At 63.3% G+C, this 20,076-nt stretch carries 19 protein-coding genes; 6 read left to right on the forward strand and 13 right to left on the reverse strand.

Annotated elements, in window-relative coordinates; genetic code table 11:
• Positions 1-120: 120 nt before the first annotated feature.
• Entirely contained in the window at positions 121-1,068 is a 948-nt protein-coding gene (locus tag AC1DLT_RS07605; protein ID WP_477486350.1) for a flagellin N-terminal helical domain-containing protein, read from the forward strand.
• 69 nt (positions 1,069-1,137) lie between these two features.
• On the opposite strand, the gene AC1DLT_RS07610 is transcribed toward AC1DLT_RS07605, so the two are convergent.
• Both AC1DLT_RS07610 and AC1DLT_RS07615 read right to left on the reverse strand, forming a co-directional pair.
• Entirely contained in the window at positions 1,138-1,389 is a 252-nt protein-coding gene (locus AC1DLT_RS07610; RefSeq protein WP_477484162.1) for a hypothetical protein, read from the reverse strand.
• Positions 1,390-1,530: 141 nt separating this feature from the next.
• Entirely contained in the window at positions 1,531-2,019 is a 489-nt protein-coding gene (locus AC1DLT_RS07615) for a MarR family winged helix-turn-helix transcriptional regulator (protein WP_477486351.1), read from the reverse strand.
• A gap of 125 nt (positions 2,020-2,144) precedes the next feature.
• On the opposite strand from AC1DLT_RS07615, the gene AC1DLT_RS07620 reads away from it, so the two are divergent.
• The 4 genes from AC1DLT_RS07620 (at position 2,145) to AC1DLT_RS07635 (ending at position 6,784) form a co-directional block, all read left to right on the forward strand.
• Entirely contained in the window at positions 2,145-4,103 is a 1,959-nt protein-coding gene (locus AC1DLT_RS07620; protein WP_477486352.1) for an FAD-binding monooxygenase, read from the forward strand.
• Between the two features lie 93 nt (positions 4,104-4,196).
• Positions 4,197-4,850 (forward strand): TetR/AcrR family transcriptional regulator, encoded by a 654-nt coding sequence (locus AC1DLT_RS07625; RefSeq protein ID WP_477486353.1) that lies wholly within the window; start codon positions 4,197-4,199, stop codon positions 4,848-4,850.
• 19 nt (positions 4,851-4,869) lie between these two features.
• Positions 4,870-5,745: an amidohydrolase family protein gene (locus AC1DLT_RS07630; RefSeq protein ID WP_477486354.1), complete on the forward strand. Its 876-nt coding sequence runs from the start codon at positions 4,870-4,872 to the stop codon at positions 5,743-5,745.
• Between the two features lie 25 nt (positions 5,746-5,770).
• A complete protein-coding gene (locus AC1DLT_RS07635) occupies positions 5,771-6,784 on the forward strand; it encodes a Bug family tripartite tricarboxylate transporter substrate binding protein (protein WP_477486355.1) in 1,014 nt (337 codons plus the stop codon).
• Between the two features lie 30 nt (positions 6,785-6,814).
• Here the strand turns inward: AC1DLT_RS07635 and AC1DLT_RS07640 are convergent, their stop codons facing one another.
• The 9 genes from AC1DLT_RS07640 to AC1DLT_RS07680 all read right to left on the reverse strand — a co-directional run bounded on the left by AC1DLT_RS07640 (position 6,815) and on the right by AC1DLT_RS07680 (position 16,752).
• A complete protein-coding gene (locus tag AC1DLT_RS07640; RefSeq protein WP_477486356.1) occupies positions 6,815-7,621 on the reverse strand; it encodes a crotonase/enoyl-CoA hydratase family protein in 807 nt (268 codons plus the stop codon).
• Positions 7,621-8,478 carry a hydroxymethylglutaryl-CoA lyase gene (locus AC1DLT_RS07645; protein WP_477486357.1) on the reverse strand — a complete coding sequence of 286 codons (858 nt, stop codon included), beginning with the start codon at positions 8,476-8,478 and terminating at the stop codon, positions 7,621-7,623. Before AC1DLT_RS07645 ends, AC1DLT_RS07640 begins: the two co-directional genes overlap by 1 nt.
• Positions 8,471-10,477 carry an acetyl/propionyl/methylcrotonyl-CoA carboxylase subunit alpha gene (locus AC1DLT_RS07650; RefSeq protein ID WP_477486358.1) on the reverse strand — a complete coding sequence of 669 codons (2,007 nt, stop codon included), beginning with the start codon at positions 10,475-10,477 and terminating at the stop codon, positions 8,471-8,473. The genes AC1DLT_RS07645 and AC1DLT_RS07650 overlap by 8 nt, the downstream gene beginning before the upstream one ends.
• 192 nt (positions 10,478-10,669) lie before the next feature.
• The gene (locus AC1DLT_RS07655) at positions 10,670-12,277 is read right to left on the reverse strand and encodes a carboxyl transferase domain-containing protein (protein ID WP_477486359.1); all 1,608 of its coding nucleotides are present in this window, start codon (positions 12,275-12,277) and stop codon (positions 10,670-10,672) included.
• Positions 12,277-13,440 (reverse strand): isovaleryl-CoA dehydrogenase, encoded by a 1,164-nt coding sequence (locus tag AC1DLT_RS07660; protein ID WP_477486360.1) that lies wholly within the window; start codon positions 13,438-13,440, stop codon positions 12,277-12,279. Before AC1DLT_RS07660 ends, AC1DLT_RS07655 begins: the two co-directional genes overlap by 1 nt.
• Positions 13,441-13,582: 142 nt before the next feature.
• Positions 13,583-13,945, reverse strand: coding sequence for a hypothetical protein (locus AC1DLT_RS07665; protein ID WP_247031733.1), 363 nt, complete (start codon positions 13,943-13,945; stop codon positions 13,583-13,585).
• Positions 13,946-14,037: 92 nt separating this feature from the next.
• The gene (locus AC1DLT_RS07670; RefSeq protein ID WP_477486361.1) at positions 14,038-14,898 is read right to left on the reverse strand and encodes a C40 family peptidase; all 861 of its coding nucleotides are present in this window, start codon (positions 14,896-14,898) and stop codon (positions 14,038-14,040) included.
• Positions 14,899-14,933: 35 nt separating this feature from the next.
• A complete protein-coding gene (locus AC1DLT_RS07675) occupies positions 14,934-15,275 on the reverse strand; it encodes a MarR family transcriptional regulator (RefSeq protein WP_247138613.1) in 342 nt (113 codons plus the stop codon).
• 85 nt (positions 15,276-15,360) lie between these two features.
• The gene (locus tag AC1DLT_RS07680) at positions 15,361-16,752 is read right to left on the reverse strand and encodes a leucyl aminopeptidase family protein (protein ID WP_477486362.1); all 1,392 of its coding nucleotides are present in this window, start codon (positions 16,750-16,752) and stop codon (positions 15,361-15,363) included.
• A 140-nt stretch (positions 16,753-16,892) separates the two neighbouring features.
• On the opposite strand from AC1DLT_RS07680, the gene AC1DLT_RS07685 reads away from it, so the two are divergent.
• Positions 16,893-17,726 carry a tetratricopeptide repeat protein gene (locus tag AC1DLT_RS07685; protein WP_477486363.1) on the forward strand — a complete coding sequence of 278 codons (834 nt, stop codon included), beginning with the start codon at positions 16,893-16,895 and terminating at the stop codon, positions 17,724-17,726.
• A gap of 339 nt (positions 17,727-18,065) precedes the next feature.
• Here the strand turns inward: AC1DLT_RS07685 and AC1DLT_RS07690 are convergent, their stop codons facing one another.
• Together AC1DLT_RS07690 and AC1DLT_RS07695 are read right to left on the reverse strand one after the other, a co-directional pair.
• Complete coding sequence (locus tag AC1DLT_RS07690) at positions 18,066-19,043, reverse strand: type II secretion system F family protein (protein ID WP_038592363.1); 978 nt, start codon at positions 19,041-19,043, stop codon at positions 18,066-18,068.
• Positions 19,044-19,055: 12 nt separating this feature from the next.
• Positions 19,056-20,069 (reverse strand): type II secretion system F family protein, encoded by a 1,014-nt coding sequence (locus AC1DLT_RS07695; protein ID WP_477486364.1) that lies wholly within the window; start codon positions 20,067-20,069, stop codon positions 19,056-19,058.
• Between the last annotated feature and the right edge of the window lie 7 nt (positions 20,070-20,076).

Consider the following 20,076-nt stretch of genomic DNA (forward strand, 5'->3'; position numbering starts at 1 on the left):
CTCGTGCAAGGTGATTGCAGGTGATGGGTTCGTGCGCCAACGCGGCGACAGCTCAAGGGCATGACGCCAATCTTCACTGCCTGAGCCCGTAACGTGTCCTTCCCACCTGCGAGACGCTTCATGAGCAGCATTTCTTACAATCAGTCGGCGGCTTCTGCGCTGTTATTGCTGACCGGCTCCGCCAAGGCGCTGGAGCGTAACACGATCCAGGTGGCAACCGGCCGCAAGGTCAATACGGCCTCCGATAACGCCGCCTATTGGTCGATCGCCACCTCGATGCGTTCGACGGGCATGTCGCTTTCGGCAGTCGAGGACGCATCGGGCCTTGCAGCCGCGGTGACGGATACGGCGTCGCTCGGCATGGAGGCTGCGACCGGTCTCGTTTCCGAGATCAAGGCAAAACTTATCCTGGCGCGCTCGCCGGGCGTGGACCGCGACGCCATCAATGCGGAGATCGGCCAACTCAAGGATCAGTTGGGCATGGTCGCCGAGTCGTCATCCTTCAGCGGCGAGAACTGGCTGAGTTCCGCCGGGACGCCGAGCGTCAAGTCGCTGCTGGCATCCCCATCGACGAACCAAGACGGCACCACGGCCCTCAACACGATCGATTTCGATACCGCCTCGACGACGCTGGTCGGCAGCGGTGACGCCGCCGACGGGCTTCTGACCAAGGCCTATTCGGGCACCACCGACAACGGCACCGCCTACGAATATTATCTCCTTGATACGGGATCGCAGGGGTCGGCAACCGCCAACGAAATCAAGATCTCGAATTCGACCACCGAAGACGAGTTGGACGGGATGATCTCGGCCACCGACAGCATGCTTTCGAGCCTCACCTCCGCCGGCGCCAAGCTCGGCTCCACCTCGAGCCGCATCGGTGCCAATACGGAGTTCCTCTCCAAGCTGCATGATGCGATCGACCGCGGCGTCGGGCGCCTCGTCGATGCCAACATGGAAGAGAGCGCCGTAAAGCTCGCCGCCACGAAGGTGCAGCAGCAACTTCAGACGATCGGCCTCAGCATCGTCAACGAACAGTCGAAACGCATTCTCGACCTCTTCCGCTGATACCTCCCCGATATCCGGCCCTCGAGCATGCTCGAGGGCCGGATGTTTCGTTCGCCTGCGGGATAAGACCTAGTGGCGCCCCACATGCAGTGGACGCGGCATGTCGGAATGGGTGATCCAAACGCGGCCGTCGAACGCCACTTCGCCGTGATCGAGCTTGCTGCTGGCGATACTTTCGATGAGGCCGAGCTTCGAGCAGACGTCGCCGATCCTGCCGTCGTTGACGACGCAGACGGCCTGGCATGTGCCGCCGTCGCGCATCACCAGAACGGTGTGGTGGCTGTTTCGCACGATCTTGTTGGGCAATGTCACGAGCGTCATGCTCTTCTCCCTGCTGTATCCAAGTTACGGCTGGCGTGCCTGGAGAGGAGGCTCGGCCAATATGGTCAACAAATGGTTAACGGAGCGGGATCGGATACGGAGTTTGCTCCGGTAACCGGGCCACGCCTTGCCCGAAGCAGGTCAGGTGACCGGCTTGGTCTTGGCGGTGTCCGAAACCTCGCGCAACGGTGCGCGGCTCAACTCGTTGCCGGCGGCGATCGCCTTGCGCAAAAGCCGCAGCAGTTCGTCGCCCTCATCTGCCGACAGCCCGCGCAGCATGAGTTCCTGCGCCGCCTCGACCACCGGCGCGACGCCGCTCAAGGTCTTGCGACCCTCGTCGGTGATCTGCAATTCGCGGGCGCGCCTGTCCCTGGTGCTGGTATTGCGCGCCAGCAGCCCTTTCTGCACCAGCCGGTCGATCACCCCAGTAATCGTCGTCCGGTCGTAGGCGATCAGCCCGGCGAGCGTCACCTGATCGATCCCGGGATTGGTGCTGATCGCCGCGAGCGCCGCGTACTGGACGGGTGTCAGGTCGTAGCCGGCTTGCTCGACCTCGGCATGGAAGACCGCCACGGCGATCTGCTGAAACCGGCGGGCGAGATGCCCCGGCATGTCATCGTTGTCTTTCACCAAACTCTCCAAAACCATCGCAAGCTTGACACGTATACTGATAATCAGTATACTGATCAATGTTGGATCCGCCGAATCCATTTCAGCGGACGCCCATCAAGAAACATGCGGAGGAAACTGGTTCCATGCAATTCCATCTGAATGGGTTCGAGCCCGGCGACCCGGAAATCTTTCACCCGGAGGATCGACAGAGCACGCCAGTCGACAAAGGACCGCTTCCCGCCGAAGTCGATGTCCTGATCGTCGGCTGCGGTCCGGCAGGCCTTACGCTCGCGGCGCAACTGTCTGCCTTTCCCGATATCAGGACCTGCATCGTCGACCAGAGATCGGGGCCCTTGCTGCGCGGCCAGGCGGACGGTATCGCCTGCCGCACCATGGAAATGTTCCACGCCTTCGGTTTCGCGGAGAGGGTGATGAGGGAATCCTACTGGGTCAACGAGACATCGTTCTGGAAGCCGGACGACGCAAAACGCGAAAACATCATCCGCAGCGGCAGGATCGACGATACCGAGGATGGGCTTTCCGAATTCCCGCATGTCATCCTCAACCAGGCGCGGGTTCAGGATTTCTTCCTCGACGTCATGCGCAAATCGCCGACCCGGCTCGAGCCGCATTATTCGCGGCGCCTGATCGACGTCGAAACAGACCCGGCTACTTCGGATTATCCGGTGACCGCGAGGCTGGAGCGTCTTGATCCCTCCCACGAAGGTGAGATCGAGACCGTCAAGGCGCGCTACGTCGTCGGCTGCGATGGCGCGCGCAGCACAGTGCGCAAATCGATCGGGCGGGCGCTGCATGGCGATTCCGCCAATCACGCCTGGGGCGTCATGGACGTGCTGGCCGTTACCGATTTTCCCGACATTCGCCTGAAGGCATTGATCCAGTCCGCGGGCGAAGGCAGCATCGTGCTGATCCCGCGCGAAGGCGGCTACATGGTCCGCATCTATGTGGAGATGGACAAGCTCAACGAGAACGAGCGGGTCGCGAGCCGGAACATCACCGTCGACAAGCTGATCGCGGCCGTGCAGCGCATCCTGCATCCCTACACATTCGAGGCGAAGGAGGTCGCCTGGTGGTCGGTCTACGAGATCGGGCAACGGCTGACCGACAAGTTCGACGACGTGGCCGAAGACGCGATCGGAGAGCGTCTACCCCATGTCTTCATCGCCGGCGACGCCTGCCATACCCACAGCCCGAAAGCCGGCCAGGGCATGAACGTCTCGATGCAGGACGGGTTCAACCTCGGCTGGAAACTGGCCGCCGTGCTGCAGGGACGGAGCGGGCCGGAGCTGCTGCACAGCTATTCCGCCGAACGCCAGACCATCGCCAAGGAACTGATTGATTTCGACCGAGAATGGTCGGCCATGCTGAGCGCGCCGCTGAAATCCCCGAACGATCCAGACGGCGAGGGCGTCGAACCCGCGGAAGTCCAGAAATATTTCGTCCGGTCCGGACGCTATACGGCGGGCACAGCGACACGCTACATACCGTCGATGCTGATCGGCCGATCGACCCATCAGCATCTCGCCAAGGGGCTGACGATCGGCGCGCGGTTCCATTCAGCGCCGGCGATCCGGCTGGTCGATGCCAAGCCGATGCAGCTTGGCCATGCCGCGAAAGCCGATGGCCGCTGGCGCATCTATGCCTTTGCCGGGGTGGAGGATCGTGCCCAGCCATCTTCCCGACTACGGGCGCTTTGCGATTTCCTGGCGGACTCCCCCTCCTCGCCCGTCAAGAGACACACACCTTCCGGTGCCGACATTGATTCGGTGATCGATTTCCGGGCGGTCTTCCAACAGGCCCACCGCACGCTTGCCGTCGAAGCCATGCCGACTTTCCTTCTGCCCCGGAAAGGCCGCTACGGGCTCTGCGATTACGAAAAGATGTTCTGCCCCGACCTCAAGAGCGGCCAGGACATTTTCGACATGCGCGGCATCGACAGGCAGCACGGCTGCGTGGTCGTCGTCCGGCCGGACCAATATGTCGCCCATGTGCTGCCGGTCGATGGATTTGCCGAGCTGTCAGTGTTCTTCGATGGCTTCATGCTTCGACAGAGCCAGGTGGTTTTATCGGCGGACCGGTGAGTTGAACTAACCTGCGCCCTCATGGCGCCATTTCGTTTGACGGCGAGTTTGTACAACTGTACAAACTCGCCAAACAATTGACTATGGATTTCCATGCGCCCGAACCTGAGGGAAGCCTTGCTCAGAAACGCCGTGACCCTGTTTTCCCGCAGCAGCTACAATGCCGTCTCGCTGCGGGACATCGCCAAGGCGTCCGGAGCCAATGTCGGCAGCCTGACCTATCATTTCGGCTCGAAGGCGAAATTGCTGCGGGAGGTTTACGAGCGCCACACGGTGCCGATGAACGCCCGCCGCCGCGAGCTGCTAGGCGAGGCCCTGCGGATCAGCGATGCGGATCAACGGCTGATGGCGATCCTGCGCGCCTATGTCGTGCCGGCCTTCGTTTCCTCGTCGGAGGGCGATGGCGGCGGTGCCGAATTCACCCGGATGCGGGCGGTCCTGTCGGCAGAGGGAAATCCCGACGCGCAGGCGATCATCGCGGACGCGTTCGACGAGACCAGCCGCGCCTTCATCAAGGCCTTAGCCGATTGCGTACCCGATGCGCCATTGAGCGGGCTCGTCTGGCGCAGCCAGTTCCTGCTCGGCTCGCTCTATTACGCCCTCATCAATCCGGACCGCGTGACGCGTCTTTCGGGCGGCACGGTCGACGGAAACGATCGGGAAGCCGCCGTCGATCAACTCGTCGAGGCAAGTTATGCGAGCTTTCGAAGCCTCGGCGTCGGAACCAGGCAATCCGCAGCAATCTGAAATACGCATGGGAGGAGAAATGAACGAACATCGCCAGGAGAGCGGTCACGGGATAGCAACCGCGCGGCGGAAACCGAACTTCATACTGCCTGTCAATAGCTGCGACGCGCATTGCCACGTGTTCGGCCCGGGCGCCGTGTTCCCTTATTCCCCCAACCGCAGTTATACGCCGGAGGATGCGCCGAAAGAGGCGCTGGCGAGGCTCCACGACCGGCTTCGCATCGACCGCGCCGTCATCGTTCAGGCGAGCTGCCACGGGACCGACAACCGCGCCATGCTCGACGCGATCGCCTGGCGCCCGGATCGTTACCGCGGCGTCGCCATCGTCGACGACAGTTTTGACGACCGCGCCTATCAGACGCTCGACGATGGCGGCGTGCGCGGCGTGCGGTTCAATTTCGTCCGCCACCTCGGCGGCGCGCCGGATACGGACGTCTTCAACCGGTCGATCGACCGCATCAAGGGCCGCGGCTGGCATGTGGTCCTGCATCTCGATGCCGCCGACATCGTTCCGCTCTCCGACATGATCGCCCGACTGCCGGTGCCCTTCGTCATCGATCACATGGGTCGCATCGAGACCAGCCTCGGCCTCGATCAGCCAGCGTTCCGGGCGCTGCTGGAGTTGGTGCGACGGGAAAACTGCTGGATCAAGGTCTGCGGTTCGGAACGTATCTCCCGTTTTCCGTTCGATACGGCCGTACCTTTTGCCAAGGCGCTGCTGGAGGCAAGCCCTAACCGGTGCCTCTGGGGCACGGACTTTCCGCATCCGAACCTCAAGGAGCCGGTAGACGAGGCCGATCTCGTGGATCTCGTGCCGAAGTTCGCGCTGACGGAAGAGGATCGGCAGCGGCTGCTCGTCGACAATCCAGCACGTTTATACGGTTTCGCCGCCTGAGCGGCCTTTAGAGGAGGAGGAGAGAATGAATTACAAAACTATGGGGAGATCGGCGGGCCGGTTCCGACAGCCGGCGCGATGGATGAAATCTCTGGCTGTCGCCCTGACCCTGATGCTGCCGACCGGCGCCATGGCGCAGGACGCCTATCCGTCGAGGGACATCACGCTGGTTCTGCCGTTCGGGCCCGGCGGCATTGCCGACATCACGGCACGCCTGGTTGCCGAATCGCTCGGCAAGAAGCTCGGCAAACAGATCGTCATCATGAACCAGCCGGGCGCCGGCGGTTCGGTCGCGGCCCGGGCGGCGCTGAACGCCCCGGCGGACGGCTACACGCTCGCACTGCTCTCGAACGGAACCGCGATCAGCGTACCGCTCTTCAAGAACCTGCAATTCGATCCGGTCGCCGATTTCGTGCCGGTATCGAGCCTTGCCTATTTCGATTTCGTGTTCGTCACCAAGGCGGATGGCAAATTCAAAACTCTCAAGGACGTGCTGGAAGGCGCCAAGGCCAAGCCGGGCGCGCTCAATGTCGGGACGATCAATGTCGGCAGCAGCCAGAACCTGGCAGCCGAACTCTTCAAGTCGGCTTCCGGGATCGATTTCACCATCGTCCCTTACAAAGCCACGCCCGATCTTCAGGTCGCCCTGCTGGGCGGCGAGCTCGACTTGATCGTCGACAGCCAGACGGCGCTGAAGGCTGCCCTGCAGCAGAACCAGGCGACCGCTATCGCCTCATCCGGCCCGTCGCGCTCCAGCCTCTCGCCGAACGTCCCGACCGCCGCGGAAGAAGGCGTCAAGGGTTTCGACGTGACCTCCTGGAATGCCATTTTCGCGCCGAAGGGCACGCCGCCGGAAGCGGTGAAGAAGCTGAACGCCACGCTGGTCGAAGTGCTGGCCGACCCTGCCCTCAAGAAGCGGTTCGCGGATCTCGGCGTCGAAGCCCGATCAAGCACGCCGGAGGAAATCGGCAACCGCCTGAAGGCCGACATCCAGAAATGGTCGGACGTGATCCAGAAGGCGGGTATTCCGAAACAATAACGCTCGATTGGTCCCTGAGCCGATCCGGGACTAATCCCCGCCTGACTTGGGCGCCGCCCAGGGCATCGGCCGGCGATTGAGGAAGGCGTCGATGCCGGCGCGACCTTCGGTGCTTTCCCAACAGTCGGCGAGCAAGCCCGTGCTGTAGCCGATCGGATCTTCGATCGCCTGGCGGGCGAGATTTTGCACAAGGCTCTTGGCGCTGGCGACGGCGCCGGGAGCGCAATCGAGGAAAGCCGAGACCTCCTGTTCCACCGCCGTATCGAGTTCGCCGGCGGTGCGAACGACGGAAACGAGACCAATCTCGCGGGCCGTGACCGCATCGAAGCGGCGGGCGTTGAGGAACAGCCGGCGGGCATGGCCTTCGCCGATCCGGCGCACGACATAGGGTCCGATGGTGGCGGGGATCAGGCCGAGCCGTGTTTCAGTGAGCGCAAACCAGGCGCTGTCAGCCGCGACCACGATGTCGCAGACGGCCATCAGGCCGATACCGCCGCCGAAGGCATTGCCCTGAACCCGGCCGACCAGCGGTTTCGGCAGGTCGTCGAGCGCCTTCAGCATAAGAGCAAGTTCCGTCGCCCCCTCGATCTTGCCGGCACGATCCCTCGCCGCCTGGTCGCGCATCCATTGCAGATCGCCTCCGGCGCAGAATGTGGAGCCGGCGGATGCGAGAACCACGACGCGCACCGCATCGTCGGCTGCGAGCTTGCCGGCCGCGTCGGCCAGGTCGGCGATCATCCGTGCGTTCATGGCATTGTGCTTTTCGGGCCGGGCGAGCGTCAGTGTTACCACCCCGCGGAGATCCCGTTCCAGCGTCAGCGTGTCGTAAGCCCCCATCAGCGCGGCCCCCTCAAACTCCGGGCGAAATCCTCGGCTTCGGACAAGCGGTCGCGATCGATGCGAGTTTCGAAACCCAGCGCATGCAGACGATCGACCGTCTTGCCGGTCGCCACATTACCCTCCGCCCCTGGCGCATAGGGGCAGCCGCCAAGCCCGCCGGCCGCAGCGTCGAAAACGCGCAGGCCTTTTTCGAGCGAAACGGCGATGTTGTCGAGCGCCCGGCCGTTTGTGTCATGAAAATGCCCGGCGAGATGTGCCGCCGGCAGGCGCTTCAAGACCGCATCGAGCATGGCTGCGACCCGATCCGGCGTGCCTGTGCCGATCGTATCGGCCAACGCCACCTCGCTGCAACCCAGCGCATGAAGCTCCGTTGCCACCCGCGCCACCTGGGCCGGCGGCGTCGGACCATCGAAGGGGCAATCGACGGCGCAGGAGACATAGGCGCGGACCGGGATGCCGTCGCGGCGGGCACTGCCGATCAGCGGCGCGAACCGCTGAAAACTCTCCGCAATGCTACAATTGATGTTGCGGTGGCTGAAACCTTCGGACGCCGAGGCGAAGACGGCAACCTCATCCGCTTTGGCCGAGACGGCCGCCGCATATCCCCGCACGTTCGGCGTCAGCACTGTGTACAGCGTCCCCGGACGGCGGGTAATGCCAGCCATGACCTCGGCGCCGTCGGCCATCTGCGGCACCCAGTCGGCACGCACGAAGCTCGTCACCTCGATTTTTTCGAAACCGCAGGCCGAAAGCAGGTCAACCAGCCGGATCTTATCGGCAGTGGAAATGAGGCGCTTCTCGTTCTGCAGGCCGTCCCGCGGCCCCATCTCGTGGATGCGGACGAATTCAGCCATCCTGCGGCTCCCCGGCTTCCTGCTCCTGCTCAAGGGAGAGCAGCACGGCGCCTTCGATCACCTGCTCGCCCTGCGACACGAGGACGTCGGCAACCGTTCCGCCGCGCGGGGCGACAAGCGTCAGCTCCATCTTCATCGCTTCCATGACGACAAGAGCCTCGCCCTTTGTGACAGAGGCTCCCGGCGTGGCACGTAGGAGTTTGACGAGGCCCGGCATGGGGGCGACGATGCGATCGCTGCCGGCGGCAATCTCATCCTCACCGGCAAGGGGATCGATAAGGCCGAAGTGCCAGCTTTCGCCATCGCCGAAGATCGTCAGATCATGATGGCCAGGCACGAGATGGAACCGGCGCTTACGGCCGTCGACCTCCAGGAGATAGATGTCTTCGCCCAGACGAGAAAGGCCGAAATCGACCTGTCTGCCGTCGACCGCGGCCGCATAGACGCCCTCCACGGTCGATCGGAACGAGATCGGCACATGCTGGCCGCGGTAATCCAGTTCGACGAAATCGGACGCTTCCGACCATAACCGGAATCCGGACAAGCGGCCCCAGGGATCGCTGACGGTCTTCGGCTCGAGTGCGCCGGAAAGCTTCAAGGCGGCCAGCGCCATTGTCTCGCGAGGCGGGGACTGACCGATCGTCAATTCCGCCAGATGCCTGTCGATCAGACCGGTATCGGGCAAGCCTTCGACGAAATCCGGCTGGATCGTTAGCCGGCGAAGAAATGCGGCGTTGGTGGTGACGCCGGTGGCGCGAACCTCGGCAAGGGCGGACGACAGCAGCGACAGCGCCGTCTGGCGATCCGGCCCGCGGGTGATGATCTTGGCGATCATCGGATCGTAGAAGGGAGAGATGCGGTCGCCGGCGCGCACGCCGCTGTCCACCCGCGCCAATTCCTCCGGCAGGTCCAGGTGCGCAAGCCTGCCGGTGGCGGGCAGAAAACCCCGCTCGGCATCCTCCGCATAAAGCCGCGCCTCGATGGCCCAACCGCTGATGAAAAGTTCGTCTTGGCTGCGCGGCAGAGGCTCGCCGGACGCGACGCGAAGCTGCCATTCGACGAGATCGACGCCTGTGATCGCCTCGGTCACCGGATGCTCCACCTGCAGGCGGGTGTTCATTTCCATGAACCAGAAGCGGTCCGCCTTCAGCCCGTCGGAGGCATCAGCTATGAACTCGATCGTGCCGGCACCGGAATAGGAAATCGCCATCGCCGCCTTGACCGCCGCCTCGCCCATGGCAAGGCGCATGTCCTCCGGCATGCCGGGAGCCGGCGCTTCCTCGATGACTTTCTGGTGGCGGCGCTGCAGCGAGCAGTCGCGTTCGAAGAGGTGCACGACATTGCCGTGATCGTCGCCAAACACCTGGATTTCGATATGGCGTGGATGGGCGATGTGTTTCTCGATCAGGCAGGCGGGATCGCCGAAGGCGGCCAAAGCCTCCCGCTGTGCCGAGGCGAGTGCTTCCCTGAAGTCGGCCGCACTTTCGACACGCCGCATGCCCTTGCCGCCGCCGCCGGCGCGTGCCTTGATCAGCACCGGGAAGCCGATCCGCTCTGCCTCACCCAAGAGTAAGTCCGGATCCTGCTCGGCGCCGTGATAACCCGGCACGACGGGCACGCCTGCCTTTTCCATCAGCGCCTTGGCAGCGTCCTTGAGGCCCATGGCGCGGATGGCATTGGACGATGGGCCGATGAAACGGATGCCGGCGGATGTTACCGCATCGGCGAAATCGGGGTTCTCCGAGAGGAAGCCATAGCCGGGATGGATTGCGTCGGCACCAGTGCGCAGCGCCGCGTCGATGATCGCGTCACCACGGAGATAACTTTCGGCGGCGGGAGACGGCCCGATATGGATCGCCTCTCCCGCAAGTGACACATGCAGGGCATCCCGGTCGGCGTCGGAATAGACGGCGACGGTCGCAACACCCAGGCGGTGGCAGGTGCGGATAATGCGGCAGGCGATCTCGCCACGATTGGCTATGAGGACTTTTCTCAGCATGAGGCAGCACCGAGATACCAGGAAGAGTAAACCCCTCCCCAACCCCTCCCCACAAGGGGGAGGGGCTTACCCCGCCGCACCGGCCGTGGATTTGAAGCGAGGCCTTGCAGCGAGTCTTCTCCCCCCTTGTGGGGGAGATGGCCGGCAGGCCAGAAGGGGTATTTGGATGTGCTCTGCTGCATCAAACCAACCTCACATCCGGAACACGCCGAAGCGTGTATCCTTGATCGGAGCATTGAGGGCGGCCGAGAGGCTCAGGCCCAGGACCTGACGAGTCCTGGCAGGGTGGATGATGCCGTCGTCCCAGAGGCGGGCGGACGCATAAAGCGGGTGGCTCTGTTCCTCGAACTGGTCGAGCACCGGCTGTTTGAACGCCATTTCCTCGTCCGTGCTCCACGTCTTGCCGCCGCGCTCGATCGCCTCGCGCCGGACGGTCGCCAGCACGCCGGCGGCCTGCGGGCCGCCCATCACCGAAATCCGGCTGTTCGGCCAGGTCCAGAGGAAACGCGGCGAATAGGCGCGGCCGGCCATGCCGTAATTGCCGGCGCCGAAGGAGCCGCCAAGCAGGATCGTGACCTTCGGCACGGACGTGGTCGCAACCGCCGTCACCAGCTTGGCGCCGTGCTTGGCGATGCCCTCCGCCTCGTATCTGCGACCGACCATGAAGCCGGTGATGTTCTGCAGGAAGACCAGCGGGATCTTTCGCTGCGAGCAGAGCTCGATGAAATGAGCGCCCTTCTGGGCGCTTTCGGAAAACAGCACGCCATTGTTGGCGATGATGCCGACCGGGATGCCGAAGATATGCGCAAAGCCGCAGACCAGCGTCATGCCGAAGCGAGCCTTGAACTCGTCGAACCGCGAGCCATCGACGACGCGGGCGATCACCTCGCGGATGTCGTAGGGCGTGCTCAGAGAGGACGGTACGATGGAAGCGATTTCTTCCGGATCGTAGAGCGGATCTTCGGGCGTCGCCAGCATCACGCTATCCGGCTTGCGGGTGTTGAGCCCGGCGACCGCGCGGCGGACCAGCGCAAGCGCATGGGCGTCGTCGCGGGCGAGATGATCGGCGACGCCGGACAGCCTTGTGTGCACATCGCCGCCGCCGAGATCTTCGGCCGAGACTTCCTCGCCCGTCGCGGCCTTCACCAGCGGCGGGCCGGCGAGGAAGATCGTGCCCTGGTCCTTGACGATGATCGCCTCGTCGGACATGGCGGGCACATAGGCGCCGCCGGCGGTGCAGGAACCCATGACGGCGGCGATCTGGGCGATGCCCTTCGCCGACATGCGCGCCTGGTTGAAGAAGATGCGGCCGAAATGATCGCGGTCGGGAAACACCTCGTCCTGGTTCGGCAGGTTGGCGCCGCCGGAATCGACCAGATAGACGCAAGGCAGCCGGTTCTCCTCGGCGATCTCCTGGGCGCGCAGGTGTTTCTTGACCGTCATCGGGTAATAGGTGCCGCCTTTGACGGTGGCGTCGTTGGCGACGATCATCACCTCGTGGCCCTCGACCCGGCCGATGCCGGTGACGATGCCGGCTGACGGGCTCGCCCCGCCGTAAAGCCCATGCGCGGCGGTGGCGCCGATTTCGAGAAAGGGCGAACCGTGATCCAGCAGCCGAGCGATCCGCTCGCGCGGAAGCAGCTTGCCGCGCTTCACATGCCGCGCCCGCGCTTCCTCGCCACCGCCGGCTTGGCCAAGCGCTACCGCCGCCTCGACCTCGGCAAGCTTTGCCTGCATCGCGGCGCGGTTCGCTTCGGCGGCTTCGCTCCTCAGGTTGACCGCAGACCGGATGACAGCCATCAGGCGGTTTCCTTGAAGAGTTCGCGGCCGATCAGCATGCGGCGGATTTCAGACGTACCGGCGCCGATCTCCATCAGCTTGGCGTCGCGCAGCAACCGGCCAGTCGGATTGTCGTTGATATAACCGTTGCCGCCGAGGATCTGGATGGCCTGCAGCGCCTGCTGGGTCGCCTGTTCGGAGGCGTAGAGGCAGCAGGCAGCGGCATCCTGGCGTGTCACGGCGCCGCGATCGCAGGCGGCGGCCACCGCATAGACATAGGCACGGGCGGAATTCATCGCCGTGTACATGTCGGCGACCTTGGCCTGGATCAGCTGGAACTCGCCGATCGGCTGGCCGAACTGCTTTCGCTCGTGGACATAGGGCATGACCACGTCGAGGCAGGCATGCATGATGCCGATGCCGATCGCCGAAAGCACGACGCGCTCGTAGTCGAGCCCCGACATCAGCACGCGCACGCCGCCACCTTCGGCGCCCATGACGTTTTCGGCCGGCACTTCGCAATCCTCGAACACCAGTTCGCAGGTGTTGGAGCCGCGCATGCCGAGTTTGTCGAGCTTCTGGGCGGTCGTGAAGCCCTTGAAACCCTTTTCGACGAGGAAGGCGGTGATGCCTTTGGAGGCGGCGGTCGGATCGGTCTTGGCATAGACCACCAGCACATCGGCATCCGGGCCGTTGGTGATCCACATCTTGGTTCCGTTCAAGACATAGCGATCGCCGTGCTTCTCGGCGCGGAGCTTCATCGAGACGACGTCGGAACCGGCGCCGGGTTCCGACATGGCGAGCGCGCCGACATGCTCTCCCGAGCAGAGTTTCGGCAGGTAACGCGCCTTTTGGTCGGCATTGCCGTTGCGGTTGATCTGGTTGACGCAGAGGTTGGAATGAGCGCCGTAACTGAGCGACGTGGAGGCCGAGGCACGAGCCAGCTCCTCGACGGCGACCACATGAGCGAGATAACCGAGGCCCGTGCCGCCGAATTCCGGGTCGGCGGTGATGCCGAGCAGGCCGAGCGAACCCAGTTCAGGCCAGAGATCTCGGGCAAATTCGTTGCTGCGGTCGATTTCGTCGGCGCGAGGCTTGAGTTTTTCCTGCGCGAAACGGTGGACCGTCTCACGAACAGCGTCGACCTCCTCGCCGAGCGCAAAATTCATGCTTGCGTGGAACACCCTGCATCCTCCCGGTGTACCAAGTTCAGTATGTCAGAAAGTAGTGGGGCAGCGGCGGCAGGTCGTCAATGGCTGGACGGGGCTGCGACGCGACATCGCAAGATACGGTCTTCCCGTTCGCCGCGTTTGAACGAAGATTGCCCTATTCGGGCAGATGATAGGGGTGAATGCCGGGAGCCCATTCATTATTCGGCATCCGTGTGCCGGTATAGGTCACGCCGCTCGGCGACTTGCAGCGGTAGATCCGGGTCGGCATGACATCTCCATAGAGAATGTCGAAACCGCCACGACTGCGATAGACGTTCTCGATATCGCTGGTGCAGTCATAGGCCTGTTTCTTCACGCGTTCTTCCTCGGGCACGACGCCGGGCAGGTTGCGGAAATAGGTCTGGGTGTCCTTGGGGAAGGCCAGGGGCTCGGCTGCGAATACCTCGGCCGGAACCAACGCGGCGACAAGCAGCGCCACGAGCATCATGGCCGGCAGTATCCATGCACCTTTGAGCATCAATCGACTCCTCATCCACGAAAACTGCGGACGATTCAAAGATATGGACGGCAGGAGGCCCGATCCATGGGCCGGGGACCACGTTTGCGTGATCATCGGCGGTTATCCAAACGGCGATAGCCGGTGGGCTGCTGGTAGAGCCATCCGATCCGCTGAACGGCCGCCTCGAAATTCTCGCGGGCGACGCTCATCGTGTGGCCGTTGGCGTGGAGAAGCGTCTCGGCATTCTCCATGATGCCGACATGGCCTTTCCATAAAACGAGGTCGCCGCGGCGAAGTTCCCCTTGGCCGATCTCTTTGCCGATCGAGGCCTGCATATCGGAGTCGCGTGGGGCAAATTGACCGGTCATCATCAGGGCGAGCTGCACGAGCGACGAGCAATCAAGACCGAAACCGGAACGGCCACCCCAGAGATAGGGCGTCTCGATGAATTTTTCGGCGACGGCGACGTAGTCCCCATCCAAGGTTTCGGCGATGGGCAGGCAATGGCGGGCGATCACCGCCTCGCCGCTCGCCAAGACGAAATAACGGGTGCCGCGGGTTTCCGCCTCGCCGACGACGGTGACGCGGCTGCCCATGGACAGGGCGCCAACCGGCGGCTTGCGAAGCTCTGGTTCCGGATACAGGAAAGTGCGGGGCACGGCGATGCGGTGGGTGGGTTCGTCCGGGCTTCCGAGCATCGCCTCCGGCAGGTAGCCGACATAGCCGTCCTGATCGGCCTGCACCCAGGCAAAACCATCGGCACGGTCGAAAACCCGGACGGTTTCGCCCCACAAAAGTTCGGTATCGATGCCGCGGGCAAGGTCCGGTGCCGGACGCAGCTGAGCCACCGGCACGGCGATGCGTGCCGGTTCGCCGCGGACGAACTGGCCTGCCTCGACGCTGCCCTTCAGCGTCTCGTCTGCAAGGTCGGGGCGGAAGGCGTGCAGGCGTCTGTCGAGCAACTTGGTCATTTCAAATTCCCTTCGGGCGCCTTATGCCAAACCCGTCACTTGCGGCCTTCCTTGATGATCAGGTCGCCCAGCTTTTCCAGATAGAGCGCACCCGCCACCGTGCGCTTGATCACCACATTGCGGCGGTCCCGCTCGTCACGCTGGCGATCCACCAGGCCCATCTCGCCCATCGTGTCGAGCGCGCGGGTGATGACCGGCTTGGTAACGCCCAGCGTCGCCGCCAGGCCACGCACCGTGTGCGGCGGCGGCACGAGGTAAATATGCAGCAGAATGGACATCTGGCGCAATGTCAGATCGCGGCCGTCGTGGCGCACCTGCTCCAGCGATACCCGGTGCCAGAGGCCCAGCGCTTCCGTGGCGGTCAGTTCAACCGGCATCACCACCTCGGTTCCAAGTCCCGCCTCGGTTCACAATCCGACGAATTTTAGGACGAAGTTCTTACCGGTTTGTTTCGGAGCCGGTTTATTTCGCGGCCATGTCGCGGATCGTGCGATAGAGCGCGCGGATCGCAAACGCCTCGCCGCCGACCGGTGCCTGCGGCTTTTCGGCCGCCACCCAGCCATAGATGTCGAAATGCACCCAGCTCCTGGTCGCGGTGACGAAACGCTTGAGGAAAAGTGCTGCGGTGATCGCGCCGGCCATGCCGCCCGAGGGCGAATTGGTGACATCGGCGGCGCGGGAGCGGATATCCTTGTCGTAGCCCATCCACAGCGGCAGGCGCCACATCGGATCGGCTTCGGTGCGTCCCGCGTCCATCAGCTTGCCGGCAAGCGTTTCGTCGTCGGTGAAATAGGGCGCAAGCTCGGTGCCGAGCGCGACGCGGGCAGCCCCCGTCAACGTCGACATGTCGACCATCAAGTCGGGCGGGTTTTCGTCCGCATAGGCGAGCGCGTCGGCCAGGACCAGCCGGCCTTCCGCATCCGTATTGTCTATCTGGACGGTGACGCCCTTGCGGCTCCTGTAGATATCGCCGGGGCGGAAGGCATTGCCGGAAATAGAGTTTTCGACCGCCGGCACCAGAACCTGCAGGTCGACCTTGAGGCCGGCATCCATGATCATCAGGGCAAGGCCCATGACGTTCGCCGCGCCGCCCATGTCCTTCTTCATCAGCGCCATGTTGGCGGCACCCTTGATGTCGAGGCCGCCGGTATCGAAGCATACCCCCTTCCCGACCAGGGTGACGCGCGGATGGCCCTTCTGTCCCCAGCGCATTTCGAGCAGCCGCGGAGGCGAGACGCTGGCGCGGCCGACCGTGTGAACCAGAGGGAAATTCCGGGCGAGCAGGTCCTCGCCGACGATCGACGTGACGGTCGCGCCGTAATGTTCGCCAAGCGCCCGGAATGCCGCTTCGAGCTCGATCGGCCCCATCTCGTTGGTGGGAATATTGATGAGGTCACGGGCCAGGAAAACGCCGGCAAGCTGGCGCTCGACATCGGCGGCATCGGCCGTGACCGGGATCGCAAGCCGGACGTCCTTCGGTTTTTCGGACTTGTAGCGGCTGAAACCGTAGGTGCCGAGGCCGTAGCCGAGAGCAAGATGCGCGCCGCCAAGCGCCGAGGTCTCGACATGCCAGTCACCCGCCGGCAAGAGCTTGGAGAGTTTGCCGGTAATGAACGGTGCCTCGGCGGGATCGCTGCCAAGGCCGAACAGGGCGCTGCCCACTTCATTGCCCGCGGGCACCACAAGCAGAGCACCGGCTTCCGCCTTGAAGCCCGATGCCTTCGCCCAGGCGAGCGCCGCCGCATCGAGCTTCCCAGCCTCCAGGTCGGAGGGCGTCACGGCATGGACCGGCCTTGACGTCGCCCCTTTTTCGCTGAAGGGAGAGGGACGTTCGATATATTGATAAGGAGTCATGGGCCGGCCTTCGGAAGCTGTTGGAATCGCTCGTCTTAACGATCTGTTAGGGTTAACAGTTTATTGCTGGAGTGGAAATGCGCTATCTGCCCGCTCCCTAATCGGAAGACGTGGCACCGGACCGAACGAGACCGCACCCCATGACCGCTTCCGCAGCAGTGACGCTTCGCAAGACCCGCCTCGCCCAGACCGCCGCCTTCGCCCTTCTCACCGCTCTTTCGGTCACCGGTTGTGCGACGAACCGGGACGCGGCGACGACGGGCTCGATCCCGAGGGCCTCGGCCGCCTCCATGGACGGCATGAATGCGGACGCGCTTGCAGGCACAGAAAAGTCGATCGGCGAAAGTTATGCCCGGGATCCGAAGAACAAGGAAATCGGGCTGCGCTACGCGACGGTGCTCGGTATGACGGGCAAGAGCGCGCAGGCGCTTGCGGTGATGCAGCAGGTGGCGATTGCCCACCCGGCCGACCGCGAGGTGCTGGCAGCCTATGGCAAGGCGCAGGCCGGTGCCGGCCAGCTCGAACAGGCGCTCGCGACCATCAACCGCGCGCAAACCCCCGATCATCCGGACTGGCGGCTCTATTCCGCCGAAGGGGCCGTGCTCGACCAGCTCGGGCGCTCGGCGGAGGCCCGCCAGAAATACCGCATGGCGCTCGATACCCAGCCGAACGAGCCAAGTGTGATGTCCAATCTCGGAATGTCCTATGTGCTTTCCGGCGACCTGAAGACGGCGGAAACCTACATGCGTAATGCCGCCGGCCAGCCTGCCGCTGACAGCCGCGTCCGCCAGAACCTGGCGCTGGTGGTCGGCCTGCAGGGTCGTTTTTCGGAAGCAGAACAGATCGCCCGCCGCGAACTCTCGCAGCAGCAGGCCGATGCCAACGTCACCTATCTGCGCTCGATGTTATCCCAGCAAAACGCCTGGACGAAGCTCGCCGACAAGGATGGCAAGGGAAAGCCCAACACGAACTGATGGGGCTTCTTCCGCCATTCCAACAAAAACCGGCCTTGCGCCGGTTTTCTCGTTTTCGGGAATGGTCCTGTCGGAGCGCCTTAGATAAGGCGCGAGATCACGGTGATGATTCCGCCGATCAGGACGAGGTTCACGCAAAGTCGTGTCAGCATCTTGGTATCCTCCGAATATGTTTCGCTCACGAACCGGCGGGGCTGGAAGAGCCGGCCGTCTCGAGCTGATGGAGAGGATATTGGACCGATCCCGCTGAACGCCGTCTGAAACGGGAGTTCATATCACGTTCAACAATGGGCACGCGCGGCCGGTGCGGGTCGAACGCCGAATGCTAGAAAACCGCGTTCAGTGGAACTTGTCGGCGACCTGGATGCCGGCCGGACCAAGGATGACGGCGATCAGGACCGGCAGGAAGAACAGGATCATCGGGACGGTGAGCTTCGGCGGCAGGGCGGCCGCCTTCTTTTCCGCTTCGTTCATCCGCTCGTCGCGACCTTCCTGGGCAAGTACGCGCAGCGCCGAGGCGATCGGCGTGCCATAACGTTCCGCCTGGATCAGCGCCTGGGTAACGGCCCTGACGATATCGAGCTGGGTGCGGATGCCGAGATTTTCGAGCGCGGTGCGGCGGTCCTGCAAGAAGGAGAGCTCGGCCGTCGTCAGCACCATTTCCTCGGCCAGCGGCGGCGACGCCTGCGCCATCTCCTCGGCCACGCGGCGCATCGCCGCTTCCATGGAAATCCCCGATTCGACGCAGATCAACATCAGGTCGAGCGCATCGGGCCAGGCCCGCTTGATGGAATGCTGGCGCTTCTTCACCCGGTTGGAAATGTAGATGTTCGGTGCGTAGAAGCCGATATAGGCGATAACGATCGCCGCCAGCATGCGGATCGGGAACGGCCGGGTGGCGAGGTTGCCGAGCACGAAAATCCACACGATAGCGGCCGCAAGGAAAACGAAGGGCAGCAGGAAACGGGCCAGCAGGAACATGTTGAGGGCGTTCTGCGACCTCAGACCGGCGGCACGAAGCCTGTTGACGGTGTTGTCGTCCACCAGCGCCTTGCGCAGATTGAAGCGCTCGACGATCTGCCGGACCGACTGGTTGTTCTGGGCGCGCAGCGACGTCTTCGACTGTTCGGAATTCATGCGGGCGCGTTCGCGGGCGCGGATCTGTTCGCGCTCGGTGGAGACGGCCTTCATGCGCTTGTCGAGATCTCCTTTTTCGAGGAAAGGGCTCGCCAGCGTGTAGAGGGTCGCGAAAACCGCCACGGCCACCAGAATGGCAAGCAGTGTGATCGGATCGGTAAGCGTCGTTGCCAGTCCCATCGTCCCGTCCCCTCAGATGTCGAAGTTGATCATGTTGCGCATGACGAAGATGCCGATCGACATCCAGACGCCGGAAGCCAAAAGGATCAGGTGCCCGCGCGGATCGGTGAAGATGATCGAGATGTACTGAGGCGAGGTGAGATAGACGAGCAGCGATACGATGAAGGGCAAAGCGCCGATGATCACCGCCGAAGCCTTGGCTTCCATCGACAACGCCTGCACCTTGGCCTTCATCTTCTTGCGCTCGCGCAGCACCTTGGAAAGGTTGCCGATCGCTTCGGAAAGATTGCCGCCGGCCTGGCCCTGAATGGTGATGACGATCGCAAAGAAATTCACTTCCGGCAGCGGCATGGTCAACATCATGCGGGTGCAGGCTTCGGGAATGCTCAGGCCCACCTGCTGGGATTCGATCACGCGGCGGAATTCCGTCTTCACCGGCTCCTGGCCGTCGGATGCGATCAGTCGCATTGAATCGTTGAGCGGCAGGCCGGATTTGATCGATCGCACCATGACGTCGAGCGCATTCGGAAATTCCTCCAGGAACTTCTTCTGGCGACGCTTGACCAGGAAACCAACGATCCAGCGCGGCAAGCCGACCGCGCTGACGAAGGCTGCGCCGAGGGCGGCAAGCAAAGGCAGGCCGGCAATCAGGGTGACGAAGAAGACGAAGACGCCGAAAAGGACACTGAACATATAGAAGCGGCCCATCGTCAGGGACAGGCCGGTCTGGGCGAGCTTGGATTTCAAGCTGCCGTCGCCCATCTTCCTGTTCTTCTCTTCCTGCTTCTTCTCCAGGTCCTTGATCGAGTCTTGCATGGACTTGCGGCGCTTGGAGAGCTCCTGCACCCGGTCTCGCGCGTCCTTGACCTTGTTGAGATCGGTTTCCGCCGATTTTACCCGATTGAGCCGGCTGTCGGCCTTCTTTTCCACTTCCATGCGGGAGAACAACAGCCCGTAACAGACCGCCGCCGCGGCGACCGCCACGAGGGCGATGATCGCCACGACATTGATATCCAACCCGAACATGGAATTC

This window comes from Neorhizobium sp. 05N33 (genome assembly GCF_056397445.1).

What these genes read in the sequence shown, in the direction of transcription:
- AC1DLT_RS07620 (WP_477486352.1), top strand. Translation starts at nt 2,145, where the DNA reads ATGCAATTCCATCTGAATGGGTTCGAGCCCGGCGACCCGGAAATCTTT.
- AC1DLT_RS07640 (WP_477486356.1), bottom strand. Translation starts at nt 7,621, where the DNA reads ATGGGGGCTTACGACACGCTGACGCTGGAACGGGATCTCCGCGGGGTG.
- AC1DLT_RS07685 (WP_477486363.1), top strand. Translation starts at nt 16,893, where the DNA reads ATGACCGCTTCCGCAGCAGTGACGCTTCGCAAGACCCGCCTCGCCCAG.
- AC1DLT_RS07630 (WP_477486354.1), top strand. Translation starts at nt 4,870, where the DNA reads ATGAACGAACATCGCCAGGAGAGCGGTCACGGGATAGCAACCGCGCGG.
- AC1DLT_RS07645 (WP_477486357.1), bottom strand. Translation starts at nt 8,478, where the DNA reads ATGGCTGAATTCGTCCGCATCCACGAGATGGGGCCGCGGGACGGCCTG.
- AC1DLT_RS07670 (WP_477486361.1), bottom strand. Translation starts at nt 14,898, where the DNA reads ATGACCAAGTTGCTCGACAGACGCCTGCACGCCTTCCGCCCCGACCTT.
- AC1DLT_RS07690 (WP_038592363.1), bottom strand. Translation starts at nt 19,043, where the DNA reads ATGGGACTGGCAACGACGCTTACCGATCCGATCACACTGCTTGCCATT.
- AC1DLT_RS07680 (WP_477486362.1), bottom strand. Translation starts at nt 16,752, where the DNA reads ATGACTCCTTATCAATATATCGAACGTCCCTCTCCCTTCAGCGAAAAA.
- AC1DLT_RS07655 (WP_477486359.1), bottom strand. Translation starts at nt 12,277, where the DNA reads ATGGCTGTCATCCGGTCTGCGGTCAACCTGAGGAGCGAAGCCGCCGAA.
- AC1DLT_RS07650 (WP_477486358.1), bottom strand. Translation starts at nt 10,477, where the DNA reads ATGCTGAGAAAAGTCCTCATAGCCAATCGTGGCGAGATCGCCTGCCGC.
- AC1DLT_RS07610 (WP_477484162.1), bottom strand. Translation starts at nt 1,389, where the DNA reads ATGACGCTCGTGACATTGCCCAACAAGATCGTGCGAAACAGCCACCAC.
- AC1DLT_RS07605 (WP_477486350.1), top strand. Translation starts at nt 121, where the DNA reads ATGAGCAGCATTTCTTACAATCAGTCGGCGGCTTCTGCGCTGTTATTG.
- AC1DLT_RS07665 (WP_247031733.1), bottom strand. Translation starts at nt 13,945, where the DNA reads ATGCTCAAAGGTGCATGGATACTGCCGGCCATGATGCTCGTGGCGCTG.
- AC1DLT_RS07635 (WP_477486355.1), top strand. Translation starts at nt 5,771, where the DNA reads ATGAATTACAAAACTATGGGGAGATCGGCGGGCCGGTTCCGACAGCCG.
- AC1DLT_RS07625 (WP_477486353.1), top strand. Translation starts at nt 4,197, where the DNA reads ATGCGCCCGAACCTGAGGGAAGCCTTGCTCAGAAACGCCGTGACCCTG.
- AC1DLT_RS07675 (WP_247138613.1), bottom strand. Translation starts at nt 15,275, where the DNA reads ATGCCGGTTGAACTGACCGCCACGGAAGCGCTGGGCCTCTGGCACCGG.
- AC1DLT_RS07695 (WP_477486364.1), bottom strand. Translation starts at nt 20,069, where the DNA reads ATGTTCGGGTTGGATATCAATGTCGTGGCGATCATCGCCCTCGTGGCG.